Source organism: Geobacter sp. FeAm09, from assembly GCF_008330225.1.
Taxonomy (GTDB): Bacteria; Desulfobacterota; Desulfuromonadia; order Geobacterales; family Pseudopelobacteraceae; genus Oryzomonas.
In genome coordinates, this window is record NZ_CP042466.1 from 450,685 (window position 1) to 476,062 (window position 25,378).

General features: G+C 62.9%; 21 protein-coding genes and 1 pseudogene. 18 read left to right on the forward strand and 4 right to left on the reverse strand.

What is annotated here, in order from left to right:
• Nucleotides 1–39: 39 nt before the first annotated feature.
• The gene (gene mnmH, locus FO488_RS02085) at nt 40–1,071 is read right to left on the reverse strand and encodes a tRNA 2-selenouridine(34) synthase MnmH (protein ID WP_149209010.1); all 1,032 of its coding nucleotides are present in this window, start codon (nt 1,069–1,071) and stop codon (nt 40–42) included.
• A 204-nt stretch (nt 1,072–1,275) separates the two neighbouring features.
• On the opposite strand from mnmH, the gene FO488_RS02090 reads away from it, so the two are divergent.
• The 9 genes and pseudogenes from FO488_RS02090 to FO488_RS02130 all read left to right on the forward strand — a co-directional run bounded on the left by FO488_RS02090 (nt 1,276) and on the right by FO488_RS02130 (nt 10,920).
• Complete coding sequence (locus FO488_RS02090; protein WP_149209011.1) at nt 1,276–2,556, forward strand: class II fructose-bisphosphate aldolase; 1,281 nt, start codon at nt 1,276–1,278, stop codon at nt 2,554–2,556.
• Between the two features lie 92 nt (nt 2,557–2,648).
• Nucleotides 2,649–3,026: a PilZ domain-containing protein gene (locus FO488_RS02095; RefSeq protein WP_149209012.1), complete on the forward strand. Its 378-nt coding sequence runs from the start codon at nt 2,649–2,651 to the stop codon at nt 3,024–3,026.
• 27 nt (nt 3,027–3,053) lie between these two features.
• Nucleotides 3,054–5,027: a methyl-accepting chemotaxis protein gene (locus FO488_RS02100; RefSeq protein ID WP_149209013.1), complete on the forward strand. Its 1,974-nt coding sequence runs from the start codon at nt 3,054–3,056 to the stop codon at nt 5,025–5,027.
• 311 nt (nt 5,028–5,338) lie between these two features.
• Nucleotides 5,339–6,138: pseudogene (gene panB / locus FO488_RS02105) on the forward strand (3-methyl-2-oxobutanoate hydroxymethyltransferase).
• 232 nt (nt 6,139–6,370) lie between these two features.
• The gene (gene panC, locus FO488_RS02110; RefSeq protein WP_149209014.1) at nt 6,371–7,222 is read left to right on the forward strand and encodes a pantoate--beta-alanine ligase; all 852 of its coding nucleotides are present in this window, start codon (nt 6,371–6,373) and stop codon (nt 7,220–7,222) included.
• Nucleotides 7,223–7,224: 2 nt separating this feature from the next.
• Nucleotides 7,225–7,620 (forward strand): aspartate 1-decarboxylase, encoded by a 396-nt coding sequence (gene panD / locus FO488_RS02115; protein ID WP_149209015.1) that lies wholly within the window; start codon nt 7,225–7,227, stop codon nt 7,618–7,620.
• 127 nt (nt 7,621–7,747) lie between these two features.
• Nucleotides 7,748–9,010 (forward strand): amidohydrolase family protein, encoded by a 1,263-nt coding sequence (locus FO488_RS02120; protein ID WP_149209016.1) that lies wholly within the window; start codon nt 7,748–7,750, stop codon nt 9,008–9,010.
• A 116-nt stretch (nt 9,011–9,126) separates the two neighbouring features.
• Nucleotides 9,127–10,296: a VWA-like domain-containing protein gene (locus tag FO488_RS02125; protein ID WP_149209017.1), complete on the forward strand. Its 1,170-nt coding sequence runs from the start codon at nt 9,127–9,129 to the stop codon at nt 10,294–10,296.
• Between the two features lie 219 nt (nt 10,297–10,515).
• Nucleotides 10,516–10,920: a hypothetical protein gene (locus FO488_RS02130; protein ID WP_149209018.1), complete on the forward strand. Its 405-nt coding sequence runs from the start codon at nt 10,516–10,518 to the stop codon at nt 10,918–10,920.
• A gap of 218 nt (nt 10,921–11,138) precedes the next feature.
• On the opposite strand, the gene FO488_RS02135 is transcribed toward FO488_RS02130, so the two are convergent.
• The 3 genes from FO488_RS02135 to ileS form a co-directional block, all read right to left on the reverse strand.
• Nucleotides 11,139–11,936, reverse strand: a complete 798-nt coding sequence (locus tag FO488_RS02135; RefSeq protein ID WP_149209019.1) for a sulfite exporter TauE/SafE family protein — start codon at nt 11,934–11,936, stop codon at nt 11,139–11,141.
• Between the two features lie 258 nt (nt 11,937–12,194).
• A complete protein-coding gene (gene lspA, locus FO488_RS02140) occupies nt 12,195–12,686 on the reverse strand; it encodes a signal peptidase II (protein ID WP_149209020.1) in 492 nt (163 codons plus the stop codon).
• Between the two features lie 74 nt (nt 12,687–12,760).
• Nucleotides 12,761–15,535 carry an isoleucine--tRNA ligase gene (ileS, locus tag FO488_RS02145; RefSeq protein ID WP_149209021.1) on the reverse strand — a complete coding sequence of 925 codons (2,775 nt, stop codon included), beginning with the start codon at nt 15,533–15,535 and terminating at the stop codon, nt 12,761–12,763.
• 221 nt (nt 15,536–15,756) lie between these two features.
• Here ileS and FO488_RS02150 point away from each other — a divergent pair, with 221 nt between their 5' ends.
• The 9 genes from FO488_RS02150 (at nt 15,757) to FO488_RS02190 (ending at nt 25,339) form a co-directional block, all read left to right on the forward strand.
• Nucleotides 15,757–17,856, forward strand: a complete 2,100-nt coding sequence (locus tag FO488_RS02150) for a transporter substrate-binding domain-containing protein (RefSeq protein ID WP_205743330.1) — start codon at nt 15,757–15,759, stop codon at nt 17,854–17,856.
• 101 nt (nt 17,857–17,957) lie between these two features.
• Nucleotides 17,958–19,001 carry a rod shape-determining protein gene (locus FO488_RS02155; protein ID WP_149209023.1) on the forward strand — a complete coding sequence of 348 codons (1,044 nt, stop codon included), beginning with the start codon at nt 17,958–17,960 and terminating at the stop codon, nt 18,999–19,001.
• A gap of 127 nt (nt 19,002–19,128) precedes the next feature.
• Entirely contained in the window at nt 19,129–20,172 is a 1,044-nt protein-coding gene (locus tag FO488_RS02160; protein ID WP_149209024.1) for a glycosyltransferase family 2 protein, read from the forward strand.
• A 55-nt stretch (nt 20,173–20,227) separates the two neighbouring features.
• Nucleotides 20,228–20,797: a D-sedoheptulose 7-phosphate isomerase gene (gmhA, locus tag FO488_RS02165; RefSeq protein WP_149209025.1), complete on the forward strand. Its 570-nt coding sequence runs from the start codon at nt 20,228–20,230 to the stop codon at nt 20,795–20,797.
• A 225-nt stretch (nt 20,798–21,022) separates the two neighbouring features.
• Nucleotides 21,023–21,982 carry a hypothetical protein gene (locus FO488_RS02170; protein WP_149209026.1) on the forward strand — a complete coding sequence of 320 codons (960 nt, stop codon included), beginning with the start codon at nt 21,023–21,025 and terminating at the stop codon, nt 21,980–21,982.
• A gap of 78 nt (nt 21,983–22,060) precedes the next feature.
• A complete protein-coding gene (locus FO488_RS02175; RefSeq protein ID WP_149209027.1) occupies nt 22,061–22,456 on the forward strand; it encodes a DUF948 domain-containing protein in 396 nt (131 codons plus the stop codon).
• Nucleotides 22,457–22,458: 2 nt separating this feature from the next.
• A complete protein-coding gene (locus tag FO488_RS02180) occupies nt 22,459–22,773 on the forward strand; it encodes a YtxH domain-containing protein (protein ID WP_149209028.1) in 315 nt (104 codons plus the stop codon).
• A 311-nt stretch (nt 22,774–23,084) separates the two neighbouring features.
• Nucleotides 23,085–24,560, forward strand: coding sequence for a lytic transglycosylase domain-containing protein (locus tag FO488_RS02185; protein WP_240732132.1), 1,476 nt, complete (start codon nt 23,085–23,087; stop codon nt 24,558–24,560).
• Between the two features lie 41 nt (nt 24,561–24,601).
• Complete coding sequence (locus FO488_RS02190) at nt 24,602–25,339, forward strand: tetratricopeptide repeat protein (RefSeq protein ID WP_149209030.1); 738 nt, start codon at nt 24,602–24,604, stop codon at nt 25,337–25,339.
• Nucleotides 25,340–25,378 lie beyond the last annotated feature (39 nt).

Consider the following 25,378-nt stretch of genomic DNA (forward strand, 5'->3'; position numbering starts at 1 on the left):
TCGAGGACGGCGGCGAGATGGCTGTTTTTCAACAACCTGCTACGGGCGGCGCTGCCGCTCGCTCCAGAACTCGGCCAAATGCTCTCCGGCCAGGCTGAAATCCTCCAGGTCGATCTCCGCGTCCGGGGTCCAGGGACGGTTTTTGTAGTAGAGCCGGTCGTAGTAGTGTTCGATCAGCCCCCGGGCAACCCCTCCCACGTCCCAGCGCTCCAGGAGCGCCGTGATTTCGGTGTACCGCACCCCCCCCAGCTTTTTCCTGATCCGTTCCAGGGCCACGGCCATGGACTCCCGGTACTCCACGCACGCATACTCCGCGGACAACCGCTGCACCCGGGTCTCCAGGGAGGCATGGCACCAGATCTTGCACCCCTTGCCCATGGTCTCATAGACGCTGCCGGGGAGCGATATCCTGCCGATGCGCTGGCTTTCCCCCTCCACGACGATCGGGCGCCCCTCGGGGGCGTTGCGGAATGCGTCCCACAGGATGGTGTCGAAGTGTTTCTGGCTGATTGCCTGCACGAGCCCGACCTCGCCAAAGGCGGAGCCGCGATGGCAGGCCAACCCTTCCAGGTCGATCACGGTCCACCGATCCCGGTCCAGGCCGTTGATGAAGGTGGTCTTGCCGGTGCCGGTCATGCCGTGGATGACGAGCAGCGGCCCGGGGGGGGCGAAATTCTCGAAGTAGGAGACGACCTGGTTGCGGAAGGCCCGGTAGCCTCCCTTGAGCTGCGCCACCGGGTAGCCGCTCATCTCCAGCAGTATGGCCATGGAAAGGCTGCGCAGGCCGCCGCGCCAGCAGTAAACCAGCACCTGCCGGCCGGCCGCATGGGCAACCACCTCGTGCACCATGGCGGCAAAGCGGCCGCAGGTCAGCTCCAGGCCGCGCATGCGCGCCTGCCGGGGACCCGCCTCCTTGTGGAGGGTGCCGATCTCGGCCCGTTCCTCGTTGGTCAGGATCGGGACGTTCACGGCGCCGGGCAGGTGGTCCTCGGCGAATTCCAAGGGGGTGCGGACATCAACGATGCAGTGCGTGTCCAGCAACGCGGGTGTGAATGATATGACGTGGGGCATGGCTCTCGACTCCGAGTGGCCGATTATAGGCGATGCGTCCCGGTCTGGCAACAGGGAAGTGCACTGTTTACTCCTTGATTCCGGGGCGGTTACATGATATTTATAGACGGCTGTATACGGGCTGAAAAGCTCCGTGATTTCAAAAGAATACAGCACTGGCATGTTATGGCGGGATACCGACACTATCGATAAAAGGAGGGTGGTATGGCTTACACGGCAGATTTCGAAAAAGCGCTTCAGGTGGGGCGTCCCCCCACTATCTGCGCTCTCTTTCCCAACTCCAAGGCGCTGATCGTCAGCGGCAAGGTCATCGACCGGGCCATGCTTGCCAAGGGCAAGGCGGTGGCGCTGGCCGCCAACGGCCGCAACTACTTCGTCATCCGGGGCGCGCTTGCGGCCGCCCAGCGGGCCAATGCCCCTCTCATCATCGAGATCGCCAAGTCGGAGGGCGGGCAGAAGGCCTACTGCGCCGTCAACTACTGGAATATGGCCCGCATCGTGGATGCCCTGTGCAACGAACTGGGGATCACCGTGCCGGTGGCCATCCACGCCGACCACTACGGGATCAAGAACGACAAGGACCTGGCCGCCGCCAAGGTGGAGGTCCCGACCATGTTCGAGGCGGGGATCACCTCCATCGCCATCGACGCCTCCCACCTCCCCGACGACCAGAACCTGCTGGCCAACCTGGAGATCAACCCGTTCATCCCCGCATGGGCGGGGCTTGAGACCGAGGTGGGCGAGATCAAGGGGAAAGAGGGGCTTTCCACCGTTCCCGAGGCCAAGTTCCTGATCCAGGGGCTAAACGCCCATGAGATCTTCCCCGACTGGATCGCCCTGAACAACGGGACCACCCACGGCCTCGAAGCGAGCGACGCCGGCATCCAGGTCGGCCTGACCGCCGACATCCATCACGCCCTGGCCCCCTACAAGTTGAGCGGCGCCCAGCACGGCACCTCGGGCAACAGCTCCGAGCGCCTGCGGGAGATCGCCCAGAAGACCGCCACCACCAAGGCCAACGTGGCCACCGCCCTGCAGATGATCTCCTGGGGGTTGGAGGTGAACGACTACGGCAACGCCCAACTGGACGGAAACGGCAACTTCATCAAGGTGCCGGGCGAGGGGATGACCGAGGAGTTGTGGGCCGAGATGGTCGCCTATGCCGAAGCCAAGGGGTGGAAGAAGGGGGACTACAAGAACCTGAACCTCCCCTTTGAGAACAAGCTCCTGGCGCAGCCGAAGGCGGTCAGGGAACGCATGGCCAAACGGGTCGAGGAGTTCGCCTACAAGATGATGACCGAGGTGTTCAACAGTCGGGATACGGCGCCGCTGGCCCTGGAGGCGATCCTCAGGGCCGGCTCCCACGACCTGGGCCCCAAGGGGAGCCAGGTGGAGGACCCCGCCCACTGGACCAGGGAGCAGATCGTGGAGCGGGCGAAAGCCATTGTCGGCGACAAGGGGCCGGAAGGCAATTTCGAGGACTGACCGAAAGAGTCGTTCGGCGCAACCACACGCCGGGTGCGGTCGGTGGCTGCGGAGGCACTGGCCGCGCCGGCACGAATTCAGGAGACACTTCCATGAGTAGTACGAGAAAGTTTTCCCGCGTCCCCTTCCGGGTCAATGCCACCGTGAAAACGGCGGACCGCCAGTTTTACGGCAACGTGGAGAACCTCAGCATGAGCGGCATGCTGCTCATCACCGAGGAACGTTTGCCGGAAGGCGAGCCGGTGGAGATCACCATCGTCCTGACGGGAACATCCCCGGAGCTGTTTGTGGGCTTCAGCGGCAGGGTAAGCCGGGAGGCCGAGAACGGCATCGCGTTCTCCTTCGAGAAGATCGACCTGGACTCCTACACCCACCTGAAGAACATCATTGCCTATAACAGCGAGGATGCCGAGAAGGCAATGGAGGAGATCTACCACTCCATCGACGAAAAGTTTACCACGGAAAAGTGAGAGACGACCATCGTGCGTAAAGAACCCATGGCGAGAAAACGCTCCAAGGCCTTGGCGCTGTCCGGCTTCCTACTCGGCAGCAGCGCCCCCATCGGCTGGATCATCATCCGCACACTCTTGTTCTACGATAGCGGAAAGCCGCTGTTGGGGCAGATCTCAGGCGATATCTTCGCCTCGTCCGAACATCTTGTCATGTACAACTACATGGGGTTCGGGACCGCCATCGTTCTGGCCGCCCTGGGCTACCTGATCGGCCGGAACGACGACGAACTGCGCGAGCGGGCCACGGAATTGAACGCCCTCCACCGGGAGGTCGCCTCCCAGAAGGAGATCTTCGAGAACCGTTACAAGGTGCTGGACAACAACATCAAGAATTTCCACCAGATCAGCAGCAAGCTGCAGATGTCCCTCGATCTGGATGAGATCCTGCGCCTGTGCGCCGCGGGGCTTCACGAAGTGCTGGGCTATGAGCGGGTCAACGTCCTCATGGTCCAGAACGGGACGGAACTCCGTTTCGTCACGACCGCCGGTACGGACGATTTCGACGCCGGCGGCGTGACGCTGCCCCTCGACGGGCAGATCGGCGTGGTCTACAAGTGTCTGGCCGAGAGAAAGGTCTTCCTGGTGGACGACATGTCCCGCTATCCCGACGAGTACCACCTGCAGGCCCCTTACAACAGCCTGGAGCCGCTCCGCTCCCGGAGCTTCATCCTCTGCCCCATCGTGGTCAAGGGCGAAGCTCTCGGCGTTTTCGGCATCGACAACAAATCCAGCCGCCGCGCCCTGAACGATTCCGACGTGGATACGATCATGCTCTTCGCCGATCAGGTGGCGTCGGCCATTACCCGCATCAACCTCCTGGCCTCCATCGACACCCTGACCTCGGAGATGGAAAACTCCTTCGCCTTCCTGCTGAGCAGCCGCGAACAGCATTTCAAAAACGTCCAGAACCTGGAGGAAAGCGTCGAGTCGGTTGCCGACGGATCGGCTGTCATCGCCTCGGCCGCCGAAGGGGTCATGGCCTCGGTGGATGAGACCAGCACCGCCGTCAGCGAAATCTCCGTAACCATCGAACAGGTCACCCGCAATCTGGACCACCTGACCGGCATCGTACTGCAATCGGCATCGGCCATGGAGCAGATCAGCAGCACCATCAGCAGCGTGGAGCAAAGCGCCGCCATCTCCCACGAGGTCTCCAGCCAGGTGAAGTCCAATGCGGACGAGAGCCGCGCCGTGGTCGCCGAGACGATCGCCTCCCTGGCCGAGATCCAGTCCTCGGTCGTGCTCTCCTACGAGGCCATCACCCGGCTGTCCGAGAACAGCAACCGGATCGAGAACATCGTCAACGTGATCAACGACATCACCAAGCGCACCAACCTGCTGGCCCTGAACGCCTCGATCATCGCCGCCCAGGCGGGGGAGTACGGCAAGAGCTTCGGCGTGGTGGCCGAGGAGATCCGTACCCTTTCGCTTCAGACCGGCCATTCCACCAGCGAGATCACCTCCATCATCGAACAGATCATGAGCGAATCCAGGACCGCCGCCAACAACATCACCGCCACCAAGGGGCTGGTGCAGCGCGGCGTGGAACTGGGCAATTCCACCGGAGAGACCCTCAAGGCCATTTTCGACCGCTCGGTCTGCTCCATGGACATGACCCAGCAGATCAAGCAGGCTACGGAAGAGCAGGCCATGAGCGTCCATCTGGTGGCAAAGTCCATGGAGGACATCAGCGCCATGACCACCCAGATCTTTGCGGCTTCCACCGACCAGTCCAAGGCCACCCGGAGCATCGCCCGCTCCATCGAGACCATCAAGGAGATGGCCCACGAGATGGTGGATTCCACCTCCCATCAGGTGGAGGACGGCCTCCGCATCAGCCGGATCGTGGAGTCGGTCGGCGCCATGGTGAAGGAGATGTTCGACAACATGGAGACCCGCCGCGACCAGAGCGCGGAAGTGATCAAGGAACTGGAGTCCATGAGGAGCCGGCATACCTGACAGGCTGCCGGAATCCCCGCAGGGCTCCTCTCATGCGGGTTTCCCCGGCAATTCCGCTCGGCCGGGTAAAACGACGTATTTTTTTGTAGCCCTTTTATAGGCTTTTTGATATAAAGAGATGTTCGGTTCTCATGACGGCTACCCACAGGGGGTCGATCAGCCACGGGACCGGAGAGCAGGATCATATACCGCCAGGATTCGAGAGCGAACCGGGACGGAAGGGAATACCCGACAGTGCATCGCATGGCTTGTGCACTGAACGATATCGCGCCTTTCCGGCGCGTTTTTTGTTTCCGGGGACGGAGGAGCGCATGAGAAAGAAAACGACCATACCGGATATCTTCCAGATGAAGCAGGAAGGGCGGCGCATCACCATGCTGACCGCCTACGATTTCCCCTTTGCCCGCCTCGTGGACCAGGGGGGGTGGACATGATCCTGGTGGGGGATTCGGCCGGCGTCGTGGTGGCCGGTCACGACACGACCCTGCCGGTCACCATGGATGAGATGCTCTACCATACGAAATCGGTCCGGCGCGCCGACCCCAGGGCCCTGGTGGTGGCCGACATGCCGTTCATGTCGTACCAGACCGGTATCGAGGATGCCTGCCGCAACTGCGGCAGGATGATCAAGGAGGGGGGCGCCGAGGCGGTGAAGATCGAGGGGGGCGTGAATATGGCCTCCGTCATCCGCGCCGTATCCGCCATCGACATCCCGGTCATGGCCCACATCGGCCTGACCCCCCAGTCGATCCACCGCATGGGGGGGTACAAGGTGCAGGGGCGCAAGGACCAGGCCGAGCGGATTATGGAGGATGCCCGGGCGGTCCAGGAGGCCGGCGCCTTTTCGGTGGTCCTGGAAGGGATACCGGCCCCGCTGGCGGCCCGGATCACGGCCGAACTCTCCATCCCCACCATCGGCATCGGCGCGGGGCCGGAGTGCGACGGCCAGGTGCTGGTGATCCACGACATCCTGGGGCTGTGCGAAAAGTATTCGCCCAAATTCGTCAAGCGCTACGCCGAACTGACACCGATCATCACCGAAGCGGTCAAAAGCTACGTGGAAGAGGTGCGGGGGGGAGAGTTCCCAACTGCCGAGCATTCGTTCAATTAGGGCCTGAATCCGATGACGCCTTCACGGCTCCGCTCGCTCGGCATGCCTCAGTCCCGACATGGTTGGCCGTGTCTCCACCGTGGCGGAGGACGCGCGGCACATCCGGCATGCTGCGGCGCGGCGGCGTTTGGACTCCGGCATGCCGCTCGCTCCGCCGTTCAGGCGTCATCGGATTCAGGTTACGAGTAAACGCCCCCCTTAAGGAAAGGGGGAAGCATACAACAGGAACGCTATGAAGATTATTTCGACCATCGATGAGATGCAGCAAACCGCCCTGGACCTTAAACGCCAGGGCAAAACCATCGCCTTCGTTCCCACCATGGGCTACCTGCATGAAGGGCATGCCTCGCTGCTCAGGGAGGGGCGCAGGCGGGGCGATATCCTGGTGCTCTCCATCTTCGTCAATCCGATCCAGTTCGGCCGGAACGAAGACCTGGACAGCTACCCCCGGGACCGGGAGCGGGATTGTCGTACCGCGGAGGCGTGCGGCGTGGACATCGTCTTCACCCCCACGAGCGCCGGCATGTACCCGCCCGGTTTTCAGACCGGCGTGGCGGTGCGGGAGCTTTCCCGACCCCTGTGCGGCGCCAGCCGGCCGGGACACTTCGACGGCGTGGCCACGGTGGTGACCAAGCTGCTCAACATCGTCCAGCCGGACGTGGCCCTGTTCGGCCGCAAGGATTACCAGCAACTGGCCGTCATCCGGCGCATGGCGGCCGACCTGAACCTGCCGCTGCAGGTGGTCGGCATGCCGATCGTCAGGGAGGCGGATGGCCTGGCCATGAGCTCGCGGAACAGCTACCTTGCTCCGGCGGAACGGCAGGCGGCCCTCTGCCTTTCCCGTGCCCTGATGAGGGCCCGGGATCGGTACGCCGCCGGAGAACGCTCCGCAGCAACCCTGAAAGACGAGGTCCTGGCCGTTATCGCCCGGGAGCCCCTGGCCACCATCGACTATGTGGAAGTGCGTGACGGCGCCACGCTGGAACCGTCGCAGACCGTGGACAGCGGTACGCTCGTGGCGCTGGCGGTCAAAGTTGGACAGACGCGACTGATCGATAACACCATAGTGGGAGAGGAGTTGTAACCATGCAGAGAATCATGTTGAAGAGCAAGATCCACCGTGCCACCGTGACCGGAGCCGACCTCCATTACGAGGGGAGCGTCACCATCGACCGTGACCTGATGGATGCGGCGGACATCGTCTCCTACGAAAAGGTGGCGGTATGGGATGTGACCAACGGCAGCCGTCTGGAAACCTATGCCATCGAGGGTGAGCGCGGTTCCGGCGTCATCTGCCTCAACGGCGCCGCCGCCCGCCTGGTGGCCCCCAAGGATCTGGTCATCATCGCCAGCTTCGTCACCATGGACAACGAGGCGGCCCTCAGCCACGAGCCCAAGCTGGTTTTCGTGGACGAGCAGAACCGCATGCTGCCGACCCGCAAGGAAGATGCGGGGCAGTCCAAACTGAAGTGCGTGCACTAATCCTGATCGGATAGGGGCGATTCGGGCAGGGGGCTTCGGCTTTCTGCCTGTTTCTTTTTATGCGGGTTGTGGGTATAATTGACCATCGCCGTCCCGGTCACGGCGAACACCGCGCTGGGGGTAGCACATGTCCGAATCCACCATCTACGCCGCCTCATGGCTGATCAATCCCGCCGCCCCCCCGCTCGCCGGCGGGGCGCTGCTGGTGCGCCGCGGCACGGTGGCCGCCGTCGGCACGCTCGCCGAACTGCGAAGCGCCCATGCGGTCCCGGTGGTGGAATTCCCCGACAGCGCCATCATCCCCGGCTTCGTCAATGCCCATACCCACCTGGAATTGACCCATTTCTCCTCCTGGCGGCTGCGCACCCATGTGGAGTACAACCCGCGCCGCTTCGTGGACTGGATCATTCAGTTGATCAAGATCAGGCGCGGCCTCAAGGATGAGGATATCCTCGCCTCGCTGCGGGAGGGGGTTCGCATGTGCCTGGAGTCCGGCACCACGGCCGTGGGGGAGATCGTCACCAACCCCGCCCTGGCGCCGCGCTACCAGGCTTCGCCCCTCGGAGGGCGCCTCTTCTTCGAACTGCTCGGCCACGACCCGGATCGGTTCCGCGGCACGCTGGAGGCGGCACTCGCCGCCTGCGAACAGGGCGGCGAGCGGCTCGCTGCCGGCCTGTCGCCCCACAGCCCCTACACCATCGGCGAGGGAAACCTGGAGCAGATCCGCGCGGCGGCCTCCTCCCGGACGCTTCCCTTGGCGATCCACGTCTCCGAATCCCGCGAGGAGGCCGACTTCGTCTTCGACACCGCCGGCCCGCTGGCGGAGCAGTTTTACCCCTTCGTGGGATGGCAGGGACTGCTGATGCCGCCCCGCCGGTGCAGCTCCACCGAACTGCTGGATCGCTTCGGCCTGTTGACCCCCTCTACCCTGGCCGTCCACTGCGTCCACGTCACCCCCTCGGACGGGGAGATCCTCAAAGAGCGCGGCTGCTCCATCGTGCTCTGCCCGCGCAGCAACGAGCGCCTCGATGTGGGCACGGCACCGCTGCACCTGTTCAGGAAACTCGGCATCCCGCTGGCGCTCGGCACCGATTCCCTGGCCAGCAACGACTCCCTCTCCCTGTGGGAGGAGATGCGCTTCGCCCTGGACCTGTTCCGCCACGACCTCTCAGTGGCGGAGGCTTTCCGCATGGCGACCAGCGGCGGTGCCGCCGCCCTCGGCCTGGCTACCCTCTGCGGTTCGCTGGAGCCGGGCAAGCGCGCCGACTTCCAGGTGGTGGAGAATGGTGGGACAGCGGCGGAAAGGGTGCTGGAGCGGGTCGTTTGCGAGGGGACGGTCCAGGAGGTCTATGCGGGCGGGGAGCGCTATGCGGGAGGGATATCCGGGTAGCGGGCAGACAAATCTCCGATTTGTCAAGTCCCCCTTTAGAAAAGGAGGATTTGCCTGAACCGCCCCCAATCCGAAAAATTTACAAGCGACGGCCGAATTCTGCTATCCTTCCGCCTATGAACACCCTTGAAACCGCCATCGTCCGCCTGCTGCGGGACAAACCGTTCTACGGCCATTTCATCCTCAACCTGCGCCGGGCGGAACAGCCGACGTCCAACCACGCCGCCGGCGTGACCATCCGGGACGGCGTGCCGACCCTCTCCCTGAATCCCCCGCTCTTTGCCGCCCTGTCCCGAGAGGGGCAGCAGGCCCTCCTGGAGCACCTGGTCAAGCATCTCCTCCATCTCCACCCCTTGCGGCGCAAACAGCGCAACAGCCACGATTGGGACATTGCCTGCGACCTGGCCATCAACCCCGGCATCGCCGGGCTGCCGGACGATGCGCTCGTGCCGGAGCGGTACGACCTGGAGGCGGGGTTGGCGGCCGAGGAGTATTACACCCTGCTGGTCCCCCCTTTCGATACCGGGAATCTGGACGGCAGCGGCTACGGCGATGGGGAGCGGGACGACCGGGGGGCGTCCGGGCAAGGACGGGCCGCCGTGCAGGACGGGGCGACCCTGGACGACCATGGGATCTGGAGCGACGCCGACAGCACCCCCCTGCCCCTGGGGGAGGAGATGGTGCGGAGCATCACGCGGGACAGCCTGCGGGGGAGCGACGGCGAAGCGCCGGGAGATATCCGGGCGCTGGTGGAGGGGCTATTGCGGCCGTCGCCCATCCCCTGGCGCCAGCTGCTGCGCCAGTTTGTGGCCACGGCCGGGCGGGTGGGGCGGAAGAATACCTGGATGCGGGAACATCGCCGCTTCGGCCACGAGAGCCCCGGCATCCGCAAACGGCGGCGGCTCAACCTGCTGGTGGGGATCGATGTCAGCGACTCCACCAATTGCGTGGAACTGCGCGAGGCTTTTGCCCGGGAACTGGTGCAGATCGCCCGGGGGCGGGACGCCCACATCACCGTCTTGTACGCCAACAGCCGCATCCAGCGCGTGGAGGCCTTCAACGGCTCGTCGTTCGTGGCCCAGCGGTACGACGGCGGCGGTTTCACCGACCTGCGGCCGGTTTTCGAGTACGCCCGGGGGATGCATCCGTTACCGGCTGCGGTCATCTACTTGACCGACGGCATCGGCCCGGCCCCGGAGACTATGCCATTCCCCACCCTCTGGGTGCTGACCCGGGAAGGGGAGCGGCCGGTACCGTGGGGGGTGGAATTGCGGCTGGACGTATAATTAACAAATCTGCCACAGAGACACGGAGACACAGAGAAAACCCCACAACAAATTTACATGGATGAACAGGATGAAGGGGATAAAGCCTTAAACCCGGTTGTAAGTAAAATCTTTGTCTTTTTTGTGCTGTTTATCCTGTTCATCCATGTAAAGATTGCTTTTCTCTGTGAACCTCTGTGTCTCCGTGTCTCCGTGGCAGATTTTTTGAAGGGAACTTTTATGGACGAATTCAAACCGATGACCGCGGAGTCGGTCGGGAGCCTGCTGGAAGAGGCGGGGGCCGAGGTGATGGTGCGCTCCGGGAGGAGCGAGAGCTATGGTGCCCCGCGGGAGTTCTCCTTCGAGGTCAAGGCCACGTTCCCCAACGGCATGGGGCTGCACGTGGTGGCGCGCCAGTTCAACTACCGCGACCCCTGGGAGGCCCGGGGGAGGATCAACGACATGGTGGATGTGTCGCTGCTGCGTGCCGGCAGCTATACCTGTCTACCCAAGGGCTTCGATTATTTCCAGGGTGTCGATGAGGAGTGCGGGCTGGATGAGGAACGGCTGAAGGAGGTGATCGCCTGCGTCAGCGGCCTGAACCCCAAGCTCTACCTGTTGCAGGAGATGACCGGCGATCTATGAGGTTGTTGAAAAACAGCCATCTCGCCGCCATCCTCGAAGACCCTTTCGTGCGGCGTAGCGCCCCTCATCCTATCCTTCTCCCAGAGGGAGAAGGGATACCATTACCCTCTCCCTCTGGGAGAGGGAGGCCAAAGGCCGGGTGAGGGCCTCATCAGGGCTTGTCGAGCGGGTGCGACGATCTGACCATTTTTGAACAACCTGGATTTTTCATCAGCCCGCTACAGCAGGCTCCACAGCATCTTGGTCGCCATGACGATCAAGAGCAGGGCGAAGAATTTTTTCAAGCGGGGCACCGGCAGGCTGTGGGCCAGTTTGGCACCCAGGGGGGCCGTGGCGAAGCTGGCGCAGGCCACCCCCGCCAGCGCCGGGAGATAGACGAAACCGATGCTGTGGCTGGGCAGCGCCGCGGCCGACAGGCCGTTGACCCCATAGCCGACCGCCCCGGCCAGGGCGATGGGAAAGCCGACCGCAGCGGAGGTGCCGATGGCGCTATGCATGGGGACGTTGCACCAGAGCAAAAACGGCACGGTCATGGTGCCGCCGCCGATACCCACCAGGCTGGAGACGCCGCCGATCAGGCCGCCGACGCCGGAGGTGCCGACCGCGCCGGGGAGTTGCCGGCGGGCTTTGGGCTTGATGCCCAGCAGCATCTGGCTCGCCACGTAGTACAAAAACGCCACGAAGAACCCCTTGAGAAAGCCGGTGGTGAGGCGTGCCGCCAGCCAGGAGCCGAGGAGGGTCCCGGCCAGGATGCCGGGGGTTATGCGCCGGACCACCCCCCAGTCGACCGCCTTGCGGCCGTGGTGGGCCCGCATGCTGGAAACCGAGGTGAACATGATGGTGGCGAGCGACGTGCCCAACGCCAGGTGCAGGATATACGCGGCCGGCAGCTGCTGGGCCGTGAACAGGAAGGTGAGCATCGGCACGATCACCAAGCCGCCCCCCACCCCCAAAAGCCCCGCCAGGATGCCGGCAAAGCCGCCAAGGGCAAGGTACGAAAGCCAGAAGGTCAACATTTGAGTCTCCCGCCACCGGGGCCTGACGCCCTCAACTTCAACAGACTTTTGAAAAACACTGGTTGTTCAAAAATAGTCAGATCGTCGCACCCGCAGAAAGTCATGAGGAGGCCCTCACCCGGCCTTTGGCCACCCTCTCCCAGAGGGAGAGGGTAATGGTATCCCTTCTCCCTCTGGGAGAGGATAGGATGAGGGGCGCTACGCCGCACGAAAGGGCTTTCGAGGACGAAGGCCTGATGGCTGTTTTTCAACAACCCCCTACGCCTTTGCCTGTTTCTGCCGCTGTTCCTCCCGCAGCATGTCCAGCGCCAGCAGGGCCACGCCGACGCAGATCAGCGAGTCGGCGACGTTGAAGGCCGGCCAGTGGTGCGCTTTCCAGTACACATCCAGGAAATCGATGACCTCGCCCAGGCGGACCCGGTCCACGAGGTTGCCCACGGCACCCGAGAAGATCATGGCCAGGGATACCTGGGCCAGTTGCTGGTCGTTGCGCAGGCGGTTGAAGGCGATCACGATCACCACCGCGGCGATGGCCGAGATGGCGATGAAGAAGGGCAGCCGCCAGGAGGCGTGGGAGAGGAAGCTGAAGGCGGCCCCCTTGTTGCGCACATAGGTGATGTTGAACAGGCCGTCGATGACCGGGATCGACTGGAACATCTGCATGCTCCGGTCGATGTACAGCTTGGTGATCTGATCGGCGATCAGACCGATAACAGCTATAACAGAAAAAATAACCCAACGATTTTTCACTCAATTACCTCCGGAGAAAGGTGGATTTTTTACAGGATCAGGGAGCGCCTGCGAAAAAGCCGCATTTCTCATTGCTAGACCACCGCCTTGGTGCATTTGGGGCATATGGCAGGATGCGACGCATCCTGTCCCAGCTCCTCGCTGTAGCACCAGCAGCGCTCGCACTTCTCGCCCGGCGCTGCCGACACCTGTACCCGCAGGCCGGGGAGGATTTCCGCCGTATGGCTCTCCCCTTCCATGACGTCAACCAGACTGACCTTGGAGACGATGAAGATCGCGGCCAGGTCGGCGGCGTATTCGCGGAGAAAGGCCAACAGCTCCGGCTCGGCGCAGATGGTCACCCCGGCGTCCAGGGAGTGGCCGATGGTCTTGGCCACGCGAGCCTGTTCCAGGGCCTTGGAGACCTCGGCCCGCACCTTCATGATCCGCTCCCAGCGTTCCACCAGTTTGTCGTCCTTCGCCTCGGGCTGCAGTTTGGGGAAGGCGGCCAGGTGGACGCTGTCCTCGTGCTCGCCCGGCAGGTACTGCCAGGCCTCGTCGGCGGTGAAGGAGAGCACCGGCGCAATCAGGCGCAGCAGGGTGTCCAGGATACGGTACATGACGGTCTGGGCGCTGCGCCGTTCCAGGGAATCCTTCCTGCTGGTGTAGACCCGGTCCTTGAGGATATCCAGGTAGAACGAACTCATCTCCACGGTGCAGAAGCCGTTCACGGCATGGTACAGGACGTGGAACTCGTACTCGCCATAGGAGGCCAGCACCTTTTCCTTGAGCAACTCCAACTGGTGCAGGGCCCAGCGGTCGATCTCCGGCATGTCGGCGTAGGCCACGCTGTCCCGGGCCGGATCGAAATCGTTGATGTTCCCCAGGATGTACTTGGTGGTGTTGCGGATGCGGCGATAGGACTCGGACAGACGGCTCAGGATCTCCTGGGAGATGCGGATGTCGTCGCGGTAGTCCTGGGCCGCCACCCACAGGCGGAGAATCTCGGCGCCGAACTTCTTGATGATCTCCTCCGGGGCCACCACGTTGCCCACCGACTTGCTCATCTTGCGGCCGGAGCCGTCCACCACGAAACCGTGGGTCAAGACGTTCCTGTAGGGGGCACGGCCGCGGGTGCCGACGCTCTCCAGCAGCGAGGAGTGGAACCAGCCGCGGTGCTGGTCGCTCCCCTCCAGGTACATGTCGGCCGGCGAGGCCAGCCCGGGATTGGGCTCCAGTACGGCGGCATGGGAGACGCCCGAATCGAACCACACGTCCAGGATGTCCATCTCCTTCTCGAATTCCGTAGCTCCGCATTTCGGGCATTTCGTACCCGGGGGCAGAAGCCGTGCGGCCTCCCAGTCGAACCAGACGTCGGCGCTGTGCTCTTTGAAGTGCCCGGCCACGTGGTCCATGGTGGCGCCGTCGGCCAGGTATTCGCCGCAGGCCTTGCAGGAAAAGGCGGTAATCGGCACGCCCCAGCTGCGCTGGCGCGAGATGCACCAGTCCGGGCGGTTTTCAATCATGCCGTAGATGCGCTCCTTGCCCCATTTGGGGATCCACTGCACCTGGTCGATGGCCTCCAGCGACTTCTTGCGCAGGTCGGCGGCCTCCATGGAGATGAACCACTGCTCGGTGGCCCGGAAGATGATCGGTTTTTTGCAGCGCCAGCAATGGGGGTAGGAATGGACGATGTCGGCCTGCCCGAGCAGCGCCCCGACCTCGGCCAGCTTCTCGATCACGGCCGGATTGGCGGCAAAGACGAACTGGCCGCCGAAGAATTCCAGGTTCTGGAGGTACTTGCCGTGGTTGTCCACCGGGTTGTAGATGTCGAGCCCTTCCTTCAGGCCCAGCTCGTAGTCCTCCTGGCCGTGGCCGGGGGCGGTGTGGACGCAGCCGGTGCCGGCCTCCAGGGTCACGTGCTCGCCCAGAAGGACGATGGAATCCCGGTCGTAGAAGGGGTGTTTGCAGCGCTTGCGCTCCAGGGCGGTCGCCTTGAAGGTGGCGATGACCTCCCCCGTCAGGCCGACGGCCTTCAGGAACGTGTCCTTCAACCCTTCCGCCACGATCAGGACCCCCTTGTCCGTATCCAGGGCCACGTAGTCGAACTCGGGGTGCAGGGCCACGGCCAGGTTGGCCGGGATGGTCCAGGGGGTCGTGGTCCAGATCACCACAAAGGCCTGCTTGCCGGCCAGGGCCGGGATGGCGGCGGAAACGTCGTCCTGCAGGGCAAAACGGACATAGATGGACGGCGAGGTGTGGTCCGCATATTCCACTTCGGCCTCGGCCAGGGCCGTGACGCAGGAGGAACACCAGTGGACCGGCTTCTTGCCGCGGTACAGCCCGCCGCTCTTGGCGAACTTGGCCAACTCGCGCGCGGTCTGCCCTTCGTACTCGTAGTTCATGGTCAGGTACGGGGCGTCCCACTCCCCCAGCACGCCCAGGCGTTTGAACTCATCCCGCTGGATGGCGATGAATTTTTCCGCGTATTTCCGACACTCGCGGCGCATCTCCAGTTTGGAGATCTCGTGCTTTTTCGACCCCAGGTTCTTTTCCACCTGAAGTTCGATGGGGAGGCCGTGGCAGTCCCAGCCCGGCACGTAGGGGGCGCGGAACCCCTCCATACGCTTGCTCTTCAGGATCACGTCCTTGAGGATCTTGTTCAGGGCGTGGCCGATATGGATATGGCCGTTGGCGTAGGGGGGGCCGTCGTGCAGGACGTAGAGCGGTTTATCCCTGCCGCTTTCCTCCAGGCGGGCATACAGCCCGGAGGCTGCCCATTTGTCGAGGATTTCCGGCTCCCGCTGGTTCAGGTTGGCCTTCATGGGAAAGTCGGTTTGGGGCAGATTGAGTGTGTCTTTATAATCCATGGTGCTGTCTCCTCGCAGAGGTCTGCTGGTTGTGCAAATTTTACAAACCTATCGTGATTGCAGAGAAATGTCAAGGAATGCCCTGTGTCCGCCGGCGAAGGCGTAGAAGCCCCCCTTGGTTGCCAGGAGGAGTATCCGTGTTAAAATTATTAACACTATTGCCGGCCATTGTCTGGCCGTGAGCATGCGGTGCCGAGGTGAAACGGATGGGATTGTCGCCCATGAGGATCATTACCGCCACGCTCGTATTGGCCGCCGTCCTGGCGGCGGACCACGGCGGGGCGCAGGCCGGCCGCGAGGCTTCCGCTCCCGAGGGCCGCAAGGTCATTGCCGCGGTGCCCGCCGATTTTCCCCCCACCTATTACCGGGACGGCAGAACCGGACAGGCGGCCGGTTTTGCCGTGGACGTGATGAACGCGGTCGCCCGGCGGGCCGGAATACGGGTCGAATATGTCTTTGGCCAGGCCTGGGACGAGATCCAGGAAATGGTGCTGAGCGGCAAGGCCGACGTCATCCCCAACCTGACCATGGACGCGGCGCGCCAGAGGCGTTTCATCTTCACCTCGCCGGTTGAAACCCTGCCCGTCTCCCTCGTTGTCCGGCAGGAGGAGAAGATCGACCGCCTGGAGCGGGGCATGAAGGTCGGGGTGATGAAGGGGAGCGTTTCCCTCGCCTACCTGCTGGAACGGGGCGATATCGTGCCGATTCCCTACGACAGCCTCCAGAAATTGCTCTTCGACCTGTTGTCCGGCCGCCTGGACATCATCATGACCGCCGCCCCCAACCTCATGAAGCTCGCCATGGAGGCGGGCATCGAGGATAAGCTCAAGGTCCTGGAACCGCCGTTGATCGAGGCGAAGCGCGGCATGGCGCTCCGTCCGGCGGACCGTGAGCTGGCCGATCGGCTCAATCGGGCGATCAACCAGTTCGTCGGCACGCCGGAATACCGGGCCATCTACGCCACGTGGTGGGGAAAGCCCAAGCCGTTCTGGACGACGCGGCGCGTCGCCGAAATGGCGGCGGTGCTGGTGGTGGTCACGGCCCTGGCCATGGCGGGGTGGCGCTACCATTCCATTTCGCACCTCAACGGGGAGTTGGAGAAGGCGCTGCACGCCGCGCGGAACGAGCGGAGGAAGGCCCAGGCGGTGCTCGATTCCTTGAGCGACGGCATCAGCATTCACGGTCCCGATTTTCGGGTGTTGTACCAGAATCCGAGCAATATCCGGCAGGTCGGGGCGCATGGCGGCGAACACTGCTATCGGGTGCTGTACGGCCGGGACCGGGTCTGCGACACGTGCCCGGTGGGAGAGTGCTTTGCGGACGGCCTCGTCCACTCCACCGTCCGGGGACAGGCCGGGGAGGGCGGCCAGAGATTTTTCGACGTGGCCATCTCGCCTCTGTTCGGTGAAGACGGTTCGGTGGAGCTGGTCATCGAGAGCGTCCGGGACATTACGGTGCGCAAGCGGATGGAGGAAACGCTCCAGCAGCAGGCGGCCCAGCTCGAACAGGAGATCGCCGAACGGGAGCGGGCCCAGGAGGGGCTGGCCGCCAAACAGCGCGAGCTCGAAGGGGTGAACGAGGTGCTCGCCAAGGGGATCAACGAGGCGGTGGCCGAACTGCGCCGCAAGGATCAGGTCATGATCCAGCAGAGCCGTCTGGCTGCCATGGGGGAGATGATCAGCAACATCGCCCACCAGTGGCGCCAGCCGCTCAACAATATCGGGCTGATCGTCCAGAACCTGCAGCTGGCCTACGATGCGGGCGAGGTGGATGCCGCCCTGGTCGACCAGGAGACCGGCCGGGCCATGGATGTGATCATGTACATGTCCCAGACCATCGACGACTTCCGCAAGTTCTTCCGCAGGGACCAGGAGAAGCATGCCTTCGTCGTCAACAAGTCGGTTGCCAAGCTGCTCAAGATGGTGTCGGCCTCCCTGGAGGACGCCCATATCGGGGTGGAGCTTGAGGCTGAAGAGGCGGTGACCGCTGTCGGCTATCAGAACGAGTATGCCCAGGTGCTGCTGAACATCCTCGGCAATGCCCGGGATGTCCTGGTGGAACGCCACGTGGCGGATCCCCGCATCCGGATCCGGATCGGCCGGGAGAACGGCCGTGCCGTGGTGGTCATCCGCGATAACGGCGGCGGCATGAACGGGGATGTCCTGCCGAAGATCTTCGATCCGTATTTTACCACCAAGGAGCCGGGCAAGGGCACCGGCATCGGGCTCTACATGTCCAAGGTCATCATCGAACAAAACATGCGCGGCCGCCTTCTGGCCCGCAACGTGGATGGGGGCGCCGAATTCAGGGTCGAGGTCTGAGAAATCAGATTCCCCCTTGCATTTGCCGCCCCCCTCTGCTAGCATATTTAGCCTTTTCCCGAACAAAAACCGGACCCCTGTACGAAAGGATCGAAAGAATAATGCTGAAGATATTCGATTACCTGTTTGGTATGTTTTCCAATGACCTGGCCATCGACCTGGGGACCGCCAATACCCTGGTCTACCTGAAGGGCAAGGGCATCGTGGTGCGCGAGCCGTCGGTGGTTGCGGTCCAGAAGATGCCCAACGGCCAGCAGAAGGTGCTCAAGGTCGGCATGGAGGCAAAGCAGATGCTCGGCCGCACCCCCGGTTCCATCACCGCCATCCGCCCCATGAAGGACGGGGTCATCGCCGACTTCGACATTACCGAGGAGATGCTGCGCTACTTCATCCATAAGGTCCATAACCGCAAGACCCTCGTGCGGCCCCGCATCGTGATCTGCGTTCCTTCCGGCATCACCCAGGTCGAGAAGCGCGCCGTCAAGGAATCGGCCGAATCGGCCGGCGCCCGCGAAGTCTACCTGATCGAGGAACCCATGGCCGCTTCCATCGGCGCCGGCCTCCCCATTACCGAGGCGTCGGGCAACATGATCGTCGATATCGGCGGCGGCACCACCGAGGTGGCGGTCATCTCCCTGGCCGGCATCGTCTACGCCCAGTCCACCCGCATGGGGGGCGACAAGATGGACGAGGCCATCGTCCAGTACATCCGCAAGAAGTACAACCTCCAGATCGGCGAGCGCATGGCCGAGAGCATCAAGATCGAGATCGGCGAGGCCTATCCCGGCCCCGATGTCCTCTCCATGAGCGTCAAGGGGCGCGACCTGGTGTCCGGCATCCCCAAAACCATCGAGGTGAACTCGGATGAGATCCGCGAGGCCCTCAAGGAAGCGGTCAACGCCATTGTGGACACGGTGCGCATCTGCCTGGAAAAGACCCCGCCTGAACTGGCGGCCGACATAGTGGACAAGGGCATCTTCCTGGCCGGCGGCGGCGCCCAGCTCCGCAATCTGGACATGCTGCTGCGCGAGGTGACCAAGGTGCCGGTGCTCATCGCCGAGAACCCCCTGGACTGCGTCGTGCTCGGCTCGGGCAAGGTCCTGGACGAATTGAACCTCCTCCGCCGGGTCGCCGTCACATCGTAACCGTGCCGGTCCCGGGGGACGTGAAGAAACTCTCCATGAGCGGGGATGGACAGGGTAGTCGGGATGCGCCGCGAATCGCCGTCCCCGGTGAGCCTGTCCATCCCTGTTTTCGTTTTACTGTGCCGATATGACCAATCCCGCCATCGACATAATCGTTCCGGTCTGGAACAGCCCCTTTGAAACCCGCGCCTGCCTGGCCGCGATCATCAGGCACTCTCCCGGGGCGCGCATGATCATCGTGGACAACGGCAGCAGCCGGGAAACCGAGCTGATGATGGAGGAGTTTTCCGAGCCGCTGGGGGAACAGGGGCTGTTCATCAAGTCCGAGCGCAACATCGGGCTGGTGCCGGCCATCAATATGGGACTGGCCCATTCCAACAGCGACCTCGCCGTCGTTGTCCGTCCCCATGTCCTGGTCAGCCACGGGTGGCTGGACGGTCTCAGGGAGGCCGCCCTGGGCGTCCCGGGTCCCCCGGTCGGCATCGTCTCGCCGGTCTTCAGCGGCAGCGGGGCCGCGCCGCTCCTTGCCATCAACAACAGGCGCGACTGCCCGTCCATTGAAACCTTCTCGGTGTCGTTTTCTGCCCTGCTGCTGAAGCGTGAGATGCGCCTGCGGATCGGCGATTTCGACGAAGGGCTGGACAGCGGCGAATGGTGCCTGACCGATTATGTCCGCCGGGCCTGGAGCAAGGGATACCGTACCTGCGTCACGTCGCGCTCCCACCTGGTGTGCGGTCAGGAGCCGGTCTTCGGCTCGGATGAGCGCCGGGAGGGCAAGGCCCGCATCGGCAGGGAGCACTATCAGGAACAGTGGGGCGTCAGCCGCCATTACGGCGTCTATTTCGGTGCCGACACGGATGCGGCCTCCCTTGCCGATGCCGTGGCAACCATCCGGGCAGGGGCGCGCCAGGGACATCGCTTCACGCTGGTGCTGCATCGCCGCCAGGCCCGGGAATTTTGCCGGTGCGGCTGGAATTGCCTGCATGCCGGCATGGAAATCGCCCGGTTGTCCCTGCTCATGCCGCAGCGGGACCTGGTGCGCACCATCGGGTCGCTCCGGGAGAACGTCCCCGGGATGATCATGGTACGCTGGGAAGACGATGCGCCGGTCGCAGGCATGGAGATGGCCATTCCCTTTGCCGAGATGGCGGCGCTCCTCGGGAACGTATGACGAATAACGAAAAAGACGCGGTGCCGGGCAGCCCGGCCCGGAGCGGAGGTGATCCATGGTTGGAGATGTGAAGGCCCAGTTGCAGGCCCATCGGGCTCTGTTTGAAGTAATGGAGCGGGATATGGCGCCGTTGATCGCCGAGATGGCGGCCCTGCTTACCTCCGCCCTCAAGAGCGGCGGAAAGCTGCTGGTGATGGGCAACGGGGGATCGGCCGCCGACGCCCAGCATTTCGCGGCCGAGATCGTCGGCCGCTTCAAAATGGAGCGCCGGGCCCTGCCGGCCGTGGCGCTCACCACCGACACCTCCATCCTCACCGCCATCGGCAACGACTACGGTTTCGAGGCGGTCTTCAGCCGCCAGGTCGAAGCCCTTGCCGCTGCGGGCGACGTGGTGGTCGGCATCTCCACCAGCGGCAACTCCCCCAATGTGCTCAAGGCCTTCCAGGCGGCACGGGAGCGCGGCTGCCGCACCGTCGGCCTCCTGGGGCGCGACGGAGGGAGCATCAAGGGCGGCTGCGACCTGGCGCTGGTCGTCCCTTCCGACGATACCCCCCGCATCCAGGAGGGGCACATCGCCATCATCCACATCGTCTGCGACCTGGTGGAACGGTCGCTGTTCGGGTAACTCGGGAAGAGTTTTTTGCCACGGTGCCGCAGAGGCACGGAGAAAGCCAAAAGCAGAACCGCTTTTACAAGGATGGACAGGATGAAGGGGATAAAACCTGAAATTCTGTTACCAACAAAATCTTAAAGCTTTTATCTCTGTTCATCCCTTTTGTCCCTGTAAATAAGGTTTTCTCTGTGCCTCTGCGGCTCCGTGGCAAATTGTTTTACCAAGAAAGGTTACGCCATGAAGCTTCAGCCCATCGATCTCTCCGCCGTCACGACCTACCCCATTGCCGAACGTAAAAACAAGGTTTCCCTCGAGCGGGATTTCGCCGCTGCCGTCACCTCCGGCATGACCGTGAGCGCCCTTTTGGTGGCCATGCCCAAACAGTTGGGGGCCGAGAACCTCAATGCGGTCATCGACGCGGTCGTTGCGGCCCGCCGCAAGGGAAAGCCGGTGGTTATCGCCATTGGCGGCCATGTGATCAAATGCGGCCTGCAGCCGGTGCTGAAGGCGCTCATCGACGCCGGCGTCGTGACGGCGGTGGCCATGAACGGCTCCGCCTCGATCCACGATTACGAGATTTCGCTGATCGGCGAGACCAGCGAGGATGTGGGCGCCGTGCTGCACTGCGGCACCTTCGGCATGGCCGAGGAGACCGGGCGCGACATCAACCGGGCGCTCAAGGCCGGGGTGGCCGAGGGGTTGGGCTACGGCGGGGCTCTCGGACGCTTCATCCACGAAAACCGCAACCCCCATGCCGAAGCCAGTCTCCTGGCGACCTGCCATGCCAAGGGTATCCCCGCTACGGTGCATGTGGCCATGGGCACCGACATCGTCCATCAGCACCCGGAGGCCGACGGAGCCGTGCTGGGGCAGGCCACGTTCACCGATTTCCGGCTCTTCGCCTCCGTGGTGGCGACCCTGGGCGACGGCGGGGTCTTCATCAACATCGGCAGTGCCGTGATTATGCCGGAGGTGTTCCTCAAAGCGCTCTCCATTGCGCAGAACATGGGTTTCCACGTGGACCATTTCACCACCGCCAATTTCGATATGCAGCAGCATTACCGCCCGCTGCAAAACGTGGTCAAGCGGCCGACCGCCGGCGACAGTCGCGGCCTGGCGATTACCGGACACCACGAAATCATGATTCCGCTCCTGGCGGCGGGGATTCTGGATAAAATCGGCCCGCGCCGGGACTGAAACAGATTGAATTATTCCGATTTTGTTTTATACTGTGACGTACCCTGGAACCCTTGAAAACGTTAGCCGGAGAAAAAAATGACCCTGACCGGAATTGTGCTGATCATCATCTCGGCGGCGCTCTGCATCATGGTGCTCGCTTTCATTCCGACGCTGCTGGCCGTGAAGCGGACAGCGATCTCCCTGGGGGCGCTGTCGGAAATGGTACATAAGGAGCTGAAACCGGCCCTTCAGGAACTGACGGCGGTTTTGACCGAGTTGAAGACCGTGGGCGGCGGCGTGGCCGAACACACGGACGATGTCAAACGTTTCATGACGGCGCTGGGCGAGGCCGGCGACAACCTGCACACCATAAACCGGTCGGTAGGGGTGGTTACCGGGGTGCTCAACACCACCTCGACCTGGGCGGTCGGCGCCAAGGTGGCGGGGCAATACCTGGTGGAACGCTATCTAAAAAAACGGGGAGGAAAATGACCATGTCTGACGACGAAAAAGGAATTTCCGCAGGGACGGTAATGGTGTCATTTCTGGCCGGAGCGGCTCTCGGCGCCGGGCTGGCGTTGCTGTATGCGCCCAAGAGCGGCAAGGAGATGCGCGAAACCATCGCCGATCTGACCGAGGATGCGGTTGACAAGATCAAGGAATACGCCAAGGAAGCCCAGGACAAGATCAAGACGGCCATTGAGGACGGCAAGGAAACCATCGTGGAGAAGAAGTCCATCCTCGCCTCGGCCATCGAAGCGGGCCGGGAAGCGATGCACAAGGAGAAGGAGCGCACCTCCGCGTCCTGATTGATGGTCTACCGAATTGGAAAAGAGCCCGCTATGCCGGGCTCTTTTTGTCTGTGGTCACCCTGTCCGCCTTCATGGCCTAAACCGCTCCGGTGGGAGCGCCGCTGCCCGGATGTTTATCGGGACGGCCGCCCCCGCCGCAGCAGGCGACCCGTGGGGCAATGGCGCGCAAACGCCCATGCCGCAAGGATTCCCCCGCCATTGACTTTCCGTGGCAACTCCTTTATAATTCCACTTCTTTATTGAGAAAACAATGCGTCGGACCTCCGGCGACGGCACAACACAGCAGTGTCGTGTCCATCGGGAAACGTGTGAAGCATATCGTCATTGCCATAGCCCTGGTCGCCTGCTCGCTGCCGGCAGGCGCCACGGAGCCGGTCCAGCCCCTGCTGACCGAGCTGACCAGCCCCACTGTCCCGTCATTGCCCGCGTTGGAGCAGGTGGCGCTCGTCCCGCGCGACGAGTTGACGGATGATGAGGAGGAGCCGCAGCAGGACGCCAGCGAACTCTTTACCCTTGAGGAACTCAAGGACAAAGGAGGCGACGCGGCCGAACTGGCACTGCCCGATGTGGAACTCCCCCAGGCCGACATCCCCCTGGCCCTCAACAGCAAGGTCGAATATTTCCTCACCTATTTCCAGACCAGGGGGAAGCAGTCCTTCTCCCGTTGGCTCTCCCGGTCATCCCGCTATATCCCCATGATGAAGGAGATTCTCAAGCGTGAGGGGATGCCGGAGGACCTGGTCTACGTGGCCATGATCGAAAGCGGTTTCCATCTGCAGGCGCGTTCGGTGGCCAACGCCGTGGGGCCGTGGCAGTTCATCTCCGGCACCGGCCGGCGCTATTCCCTGCGCATCGACCAGTGGGTCGACGAACGCAAGGACCCGCTCAAGGCCACGGTCGCCGCCGCCCTGTACCTGAAGGAACTCTACGGCATGTTCAACGGCGACTGGTATCTGGCCGCCGCCGGCTACAACGCGGGCGAAAACAAGATCCTGCGCGCCATCAGCATGTACAACACCAGCGACTTCTGGGAACTCTCCCGCGGCTCCTATCTCAAGCGCGAGACCAAGGAGTACGTCCCCAAGCTCTTGGCCGCGGCCATCATCGCCAAGGATCCCGCCCGCTACGGTTTCTCCGACGTGGCCTACCTGTCGCCGATCGAGTTCGATACCGTCAAGGTCCCTTCGCGCACCGACCTGGAGTTGGTGGCCAAGCTGACCGGCACGACCTATGAGACGATCAAGGAGTTGAACCCGGATCTGCGCCATTGGTCCACCCCCCCCAACTACCCCGACTATGAACTCAAGGTCCCCAAGGGGACGAAACTGCAATTCGAGGCCGCTTACGCCAAGGTCCCCGAGGGGCAGCGCTACACCGAAAAGACGCTCTACACCCACTATCGGGCCCGCAAAAAGGATTCGCTCAAGGGGATCGCCCGCCGGTACAGCACGACCCCGGATGTGCTGGCCGAATTGAACGGGCTTTCCAGGAAGAGCCGTATTGCCGGCAAGACGCTGGTCGTTCCGGCCCGGCAGACGGTTGACTTCAGCCATGAGGGGCGTTCCGCCGCCGCCGAAGCCAAGGGCGGCTATGCGAAGTATTATACCGTGAAGAAGGGCGACACCCTGACCTCCCTCGCCAAGCGTTTCAACGTTTCCTCCAAACTCCTCTCGGTCTGGAACAATCTGAAGGGCAAGGTTGCCCTGAAGCCGGGCCGGCGCATCATTATTGCCAAGTTTACCGAAAAGAACGGAGAAATGGTGCCTGAAGCACGGAAAAGCTGACGGTTTTCGCCCTGTCCGTCTCATCATGAAAGGAAGGACCGATGTATAACATCCTCATTTCCGCCGCGTCGGGCGCAGTCCTGTCCCTGCTGCTCCTTGCCGTCAAGCTCCCCTGGTGGGCGGCGCTCCTGGTCGGCCTGGTGACGTTCACCGCTGTCTTCGTGGGCGTTTCCCGCGTCATCATGAAGAAGGTCATGGCTTCCATCGAGACCGCCGGCAAGGATCTCCAGGCACAGCCGCCCCGTTTCGAAAAGGCGGTCCGCGAATTGAAGGAGGCCCTGCAATACGGCAAATGGCAGGTCTATGTGGAGGGGCAGGTCAACTCCCAGATCGGCATGATCTACTACATGAAGCGCGATTTCTCCAACGCCTTCCCGTATCTGGAGAAGTCGTTCTTCAAGAACTGGGCGGCCATGGGCATGCTGGCCATCTGCTACATGAAACGCCAGAAGAAGGACAAGATGATCAGCACCTTCGACAAGGCGGTTCAGTGGAACGTCAAGGAACCGCTGCTCTGGGGGCTGTACGCCTATTGCCTGAACGAGTGCGGCGATGTGTCGAAAGCCAAGGAAGTCCTGGGCAAGGGGCTGAAGAAGCTGCCCGGCGATGCGACTCTCGCGGATAACCTGGCCTGCCTGGAACAGGGCAAGAAGATGAAGATGAGAAACTACGGCGACATGTGGTTCCAGTTCCATCTCGAAAGCCTGGGGGCCTTGCAGAAACACCAGATGGCGGCCATGGGCGGCCGCATGCAGCGCCGTATGGTGGCCAGAAGGTAAGACCCCTGCCAGCAGATACCATCCCTTTGAAAGCCGTCG

Bases quoted from the DNA above. Each gene is read 5' to 3' on its own strand.
- mnmH (WP_149209010.1), bottom strand. From the start codon at position 1,071: ATGCCCCACGTCATATCATTCACACCCGCGTTGCTGGACACGCACTGC.
- FO488_RS02090 (WP_149209011.1), top strand. From the start codon at position 1,276: ATGGCTTACACGGCAGATTTCGAAAAAGCGCTTCAGGTGGGGCGTCCC.
- FO488_RS02095 (WP_149209012.1), top strand. From the start codon at position 2,649: ATGAGTAGTACGAGAAAGTTTTCCCGCGTCCCCTTCCGGGTCAATGCC.
- FO488_RS02100 (WP_149209013.1), top strand. From the start codon at position 3,054: ATGGCGAGAAAACGCTCCAAGGCCTTGGCGCTGTCCGGCTTCCTACTC.
- panC (WP_149209014.1), top strand. From the start codon at position 6,371: ATGAAGATTATTTCGACCATCGATGAGATGCAGCAAACCGCCCTGGAC.
- panD (WP_149209015.1), top strand. From the start codon at position 7,225: ATGCAGAGAATCATGTTGAAGAGCAAGATCCACCGTGCCACCGTGACC.
- FO488_RS02120 (WP_149209016.1), top strand. From the start codon at position 7,748: ATGTCCGAATCCACCATCTACGCCGCCTCATGGCTGATCAATCCCGCC.
- FO488_RS02125 (WP_149209017.1), top strand. From the start codon at position 9,127: ATGAACACCCTTGAAACCGCCATCGTCCGCCTGCTGCGGGACAAACCG.
- FO488_RS02130 (WP_149209018.1), top strand. From the start codon at position 10,516: ATGGACGAATTCAAACCGATGACCGCGGAGTCGGTCGGGAGCCTGCTG.
- FO488_RS02135 (WP_149209019.1), bottom strand. From the start codon at position 11,936: ATGTTGACCTTCTGGCTTTCGTACCTTGCCCTTGGCGGCTTTGCCGGC.
- ileS (WP_149209021.1), bottom strand. From the start codon at position 15,535: ATGGATTATAAAGACACACTCAATCTGCCCCAAACCGACTTTCCCATG.
- FO488_RS02150 (WP_205743330.1), top strand. From the start codon at position 15,757: ATGAGGATCATTACCGCCACGCTCGTATTGGCCGCCGTCCTGGCGGCG.
- FO488_RS02155 (WP_149209023.1), top strand. From the start codon at position 17,958: ATGCTGAAGATATTCGATTACCTGTTTGGTATGTTTTCCAATGACCTG.
- FO488_RS02160 (WP_149209024.1), top strand. From the start codon at position 19,129: ATGACCAATCCCGCCATCGACATAATCGTTCCGGTCTGGAACAGCCCC.
- gmhA (WP_149209025.1), top strand. From the start codon at position 20,228: ATGGTTGGAGATGTGAAGGCCCAGTTGCAGGCCCATCGGGCTCTGTTT.
- FO488_RS02170 (WP_149209026.1), top strand. From the start codon at position 21,023: ATGAAGCTTCAGCCCATCGATCTCTCCGCCGTCACGACCTACCCCATT.
- FO488_RS02175 (WP_149209027.1), top strand. From the start codon at position 22,061: ATGACCCTGACCGGAATTGTGCTGATCATCATCTCGGCGGCGCTCTGC.
- FO488_RS02180 (WP_149209028.1), top strand. From the start codon at position 22,459: ATGTCTGACGACGAAAAAGGAATTTCCGCAGGGACGGTAATGGTGTCA.
- FO488_RS02190 (WP_149209030.1), top strand. From the start codon at position 24,602: ATGTATAACATCCTCATTTCCGCCGCGTCGGGCGCAGTCCTGTCCCTG.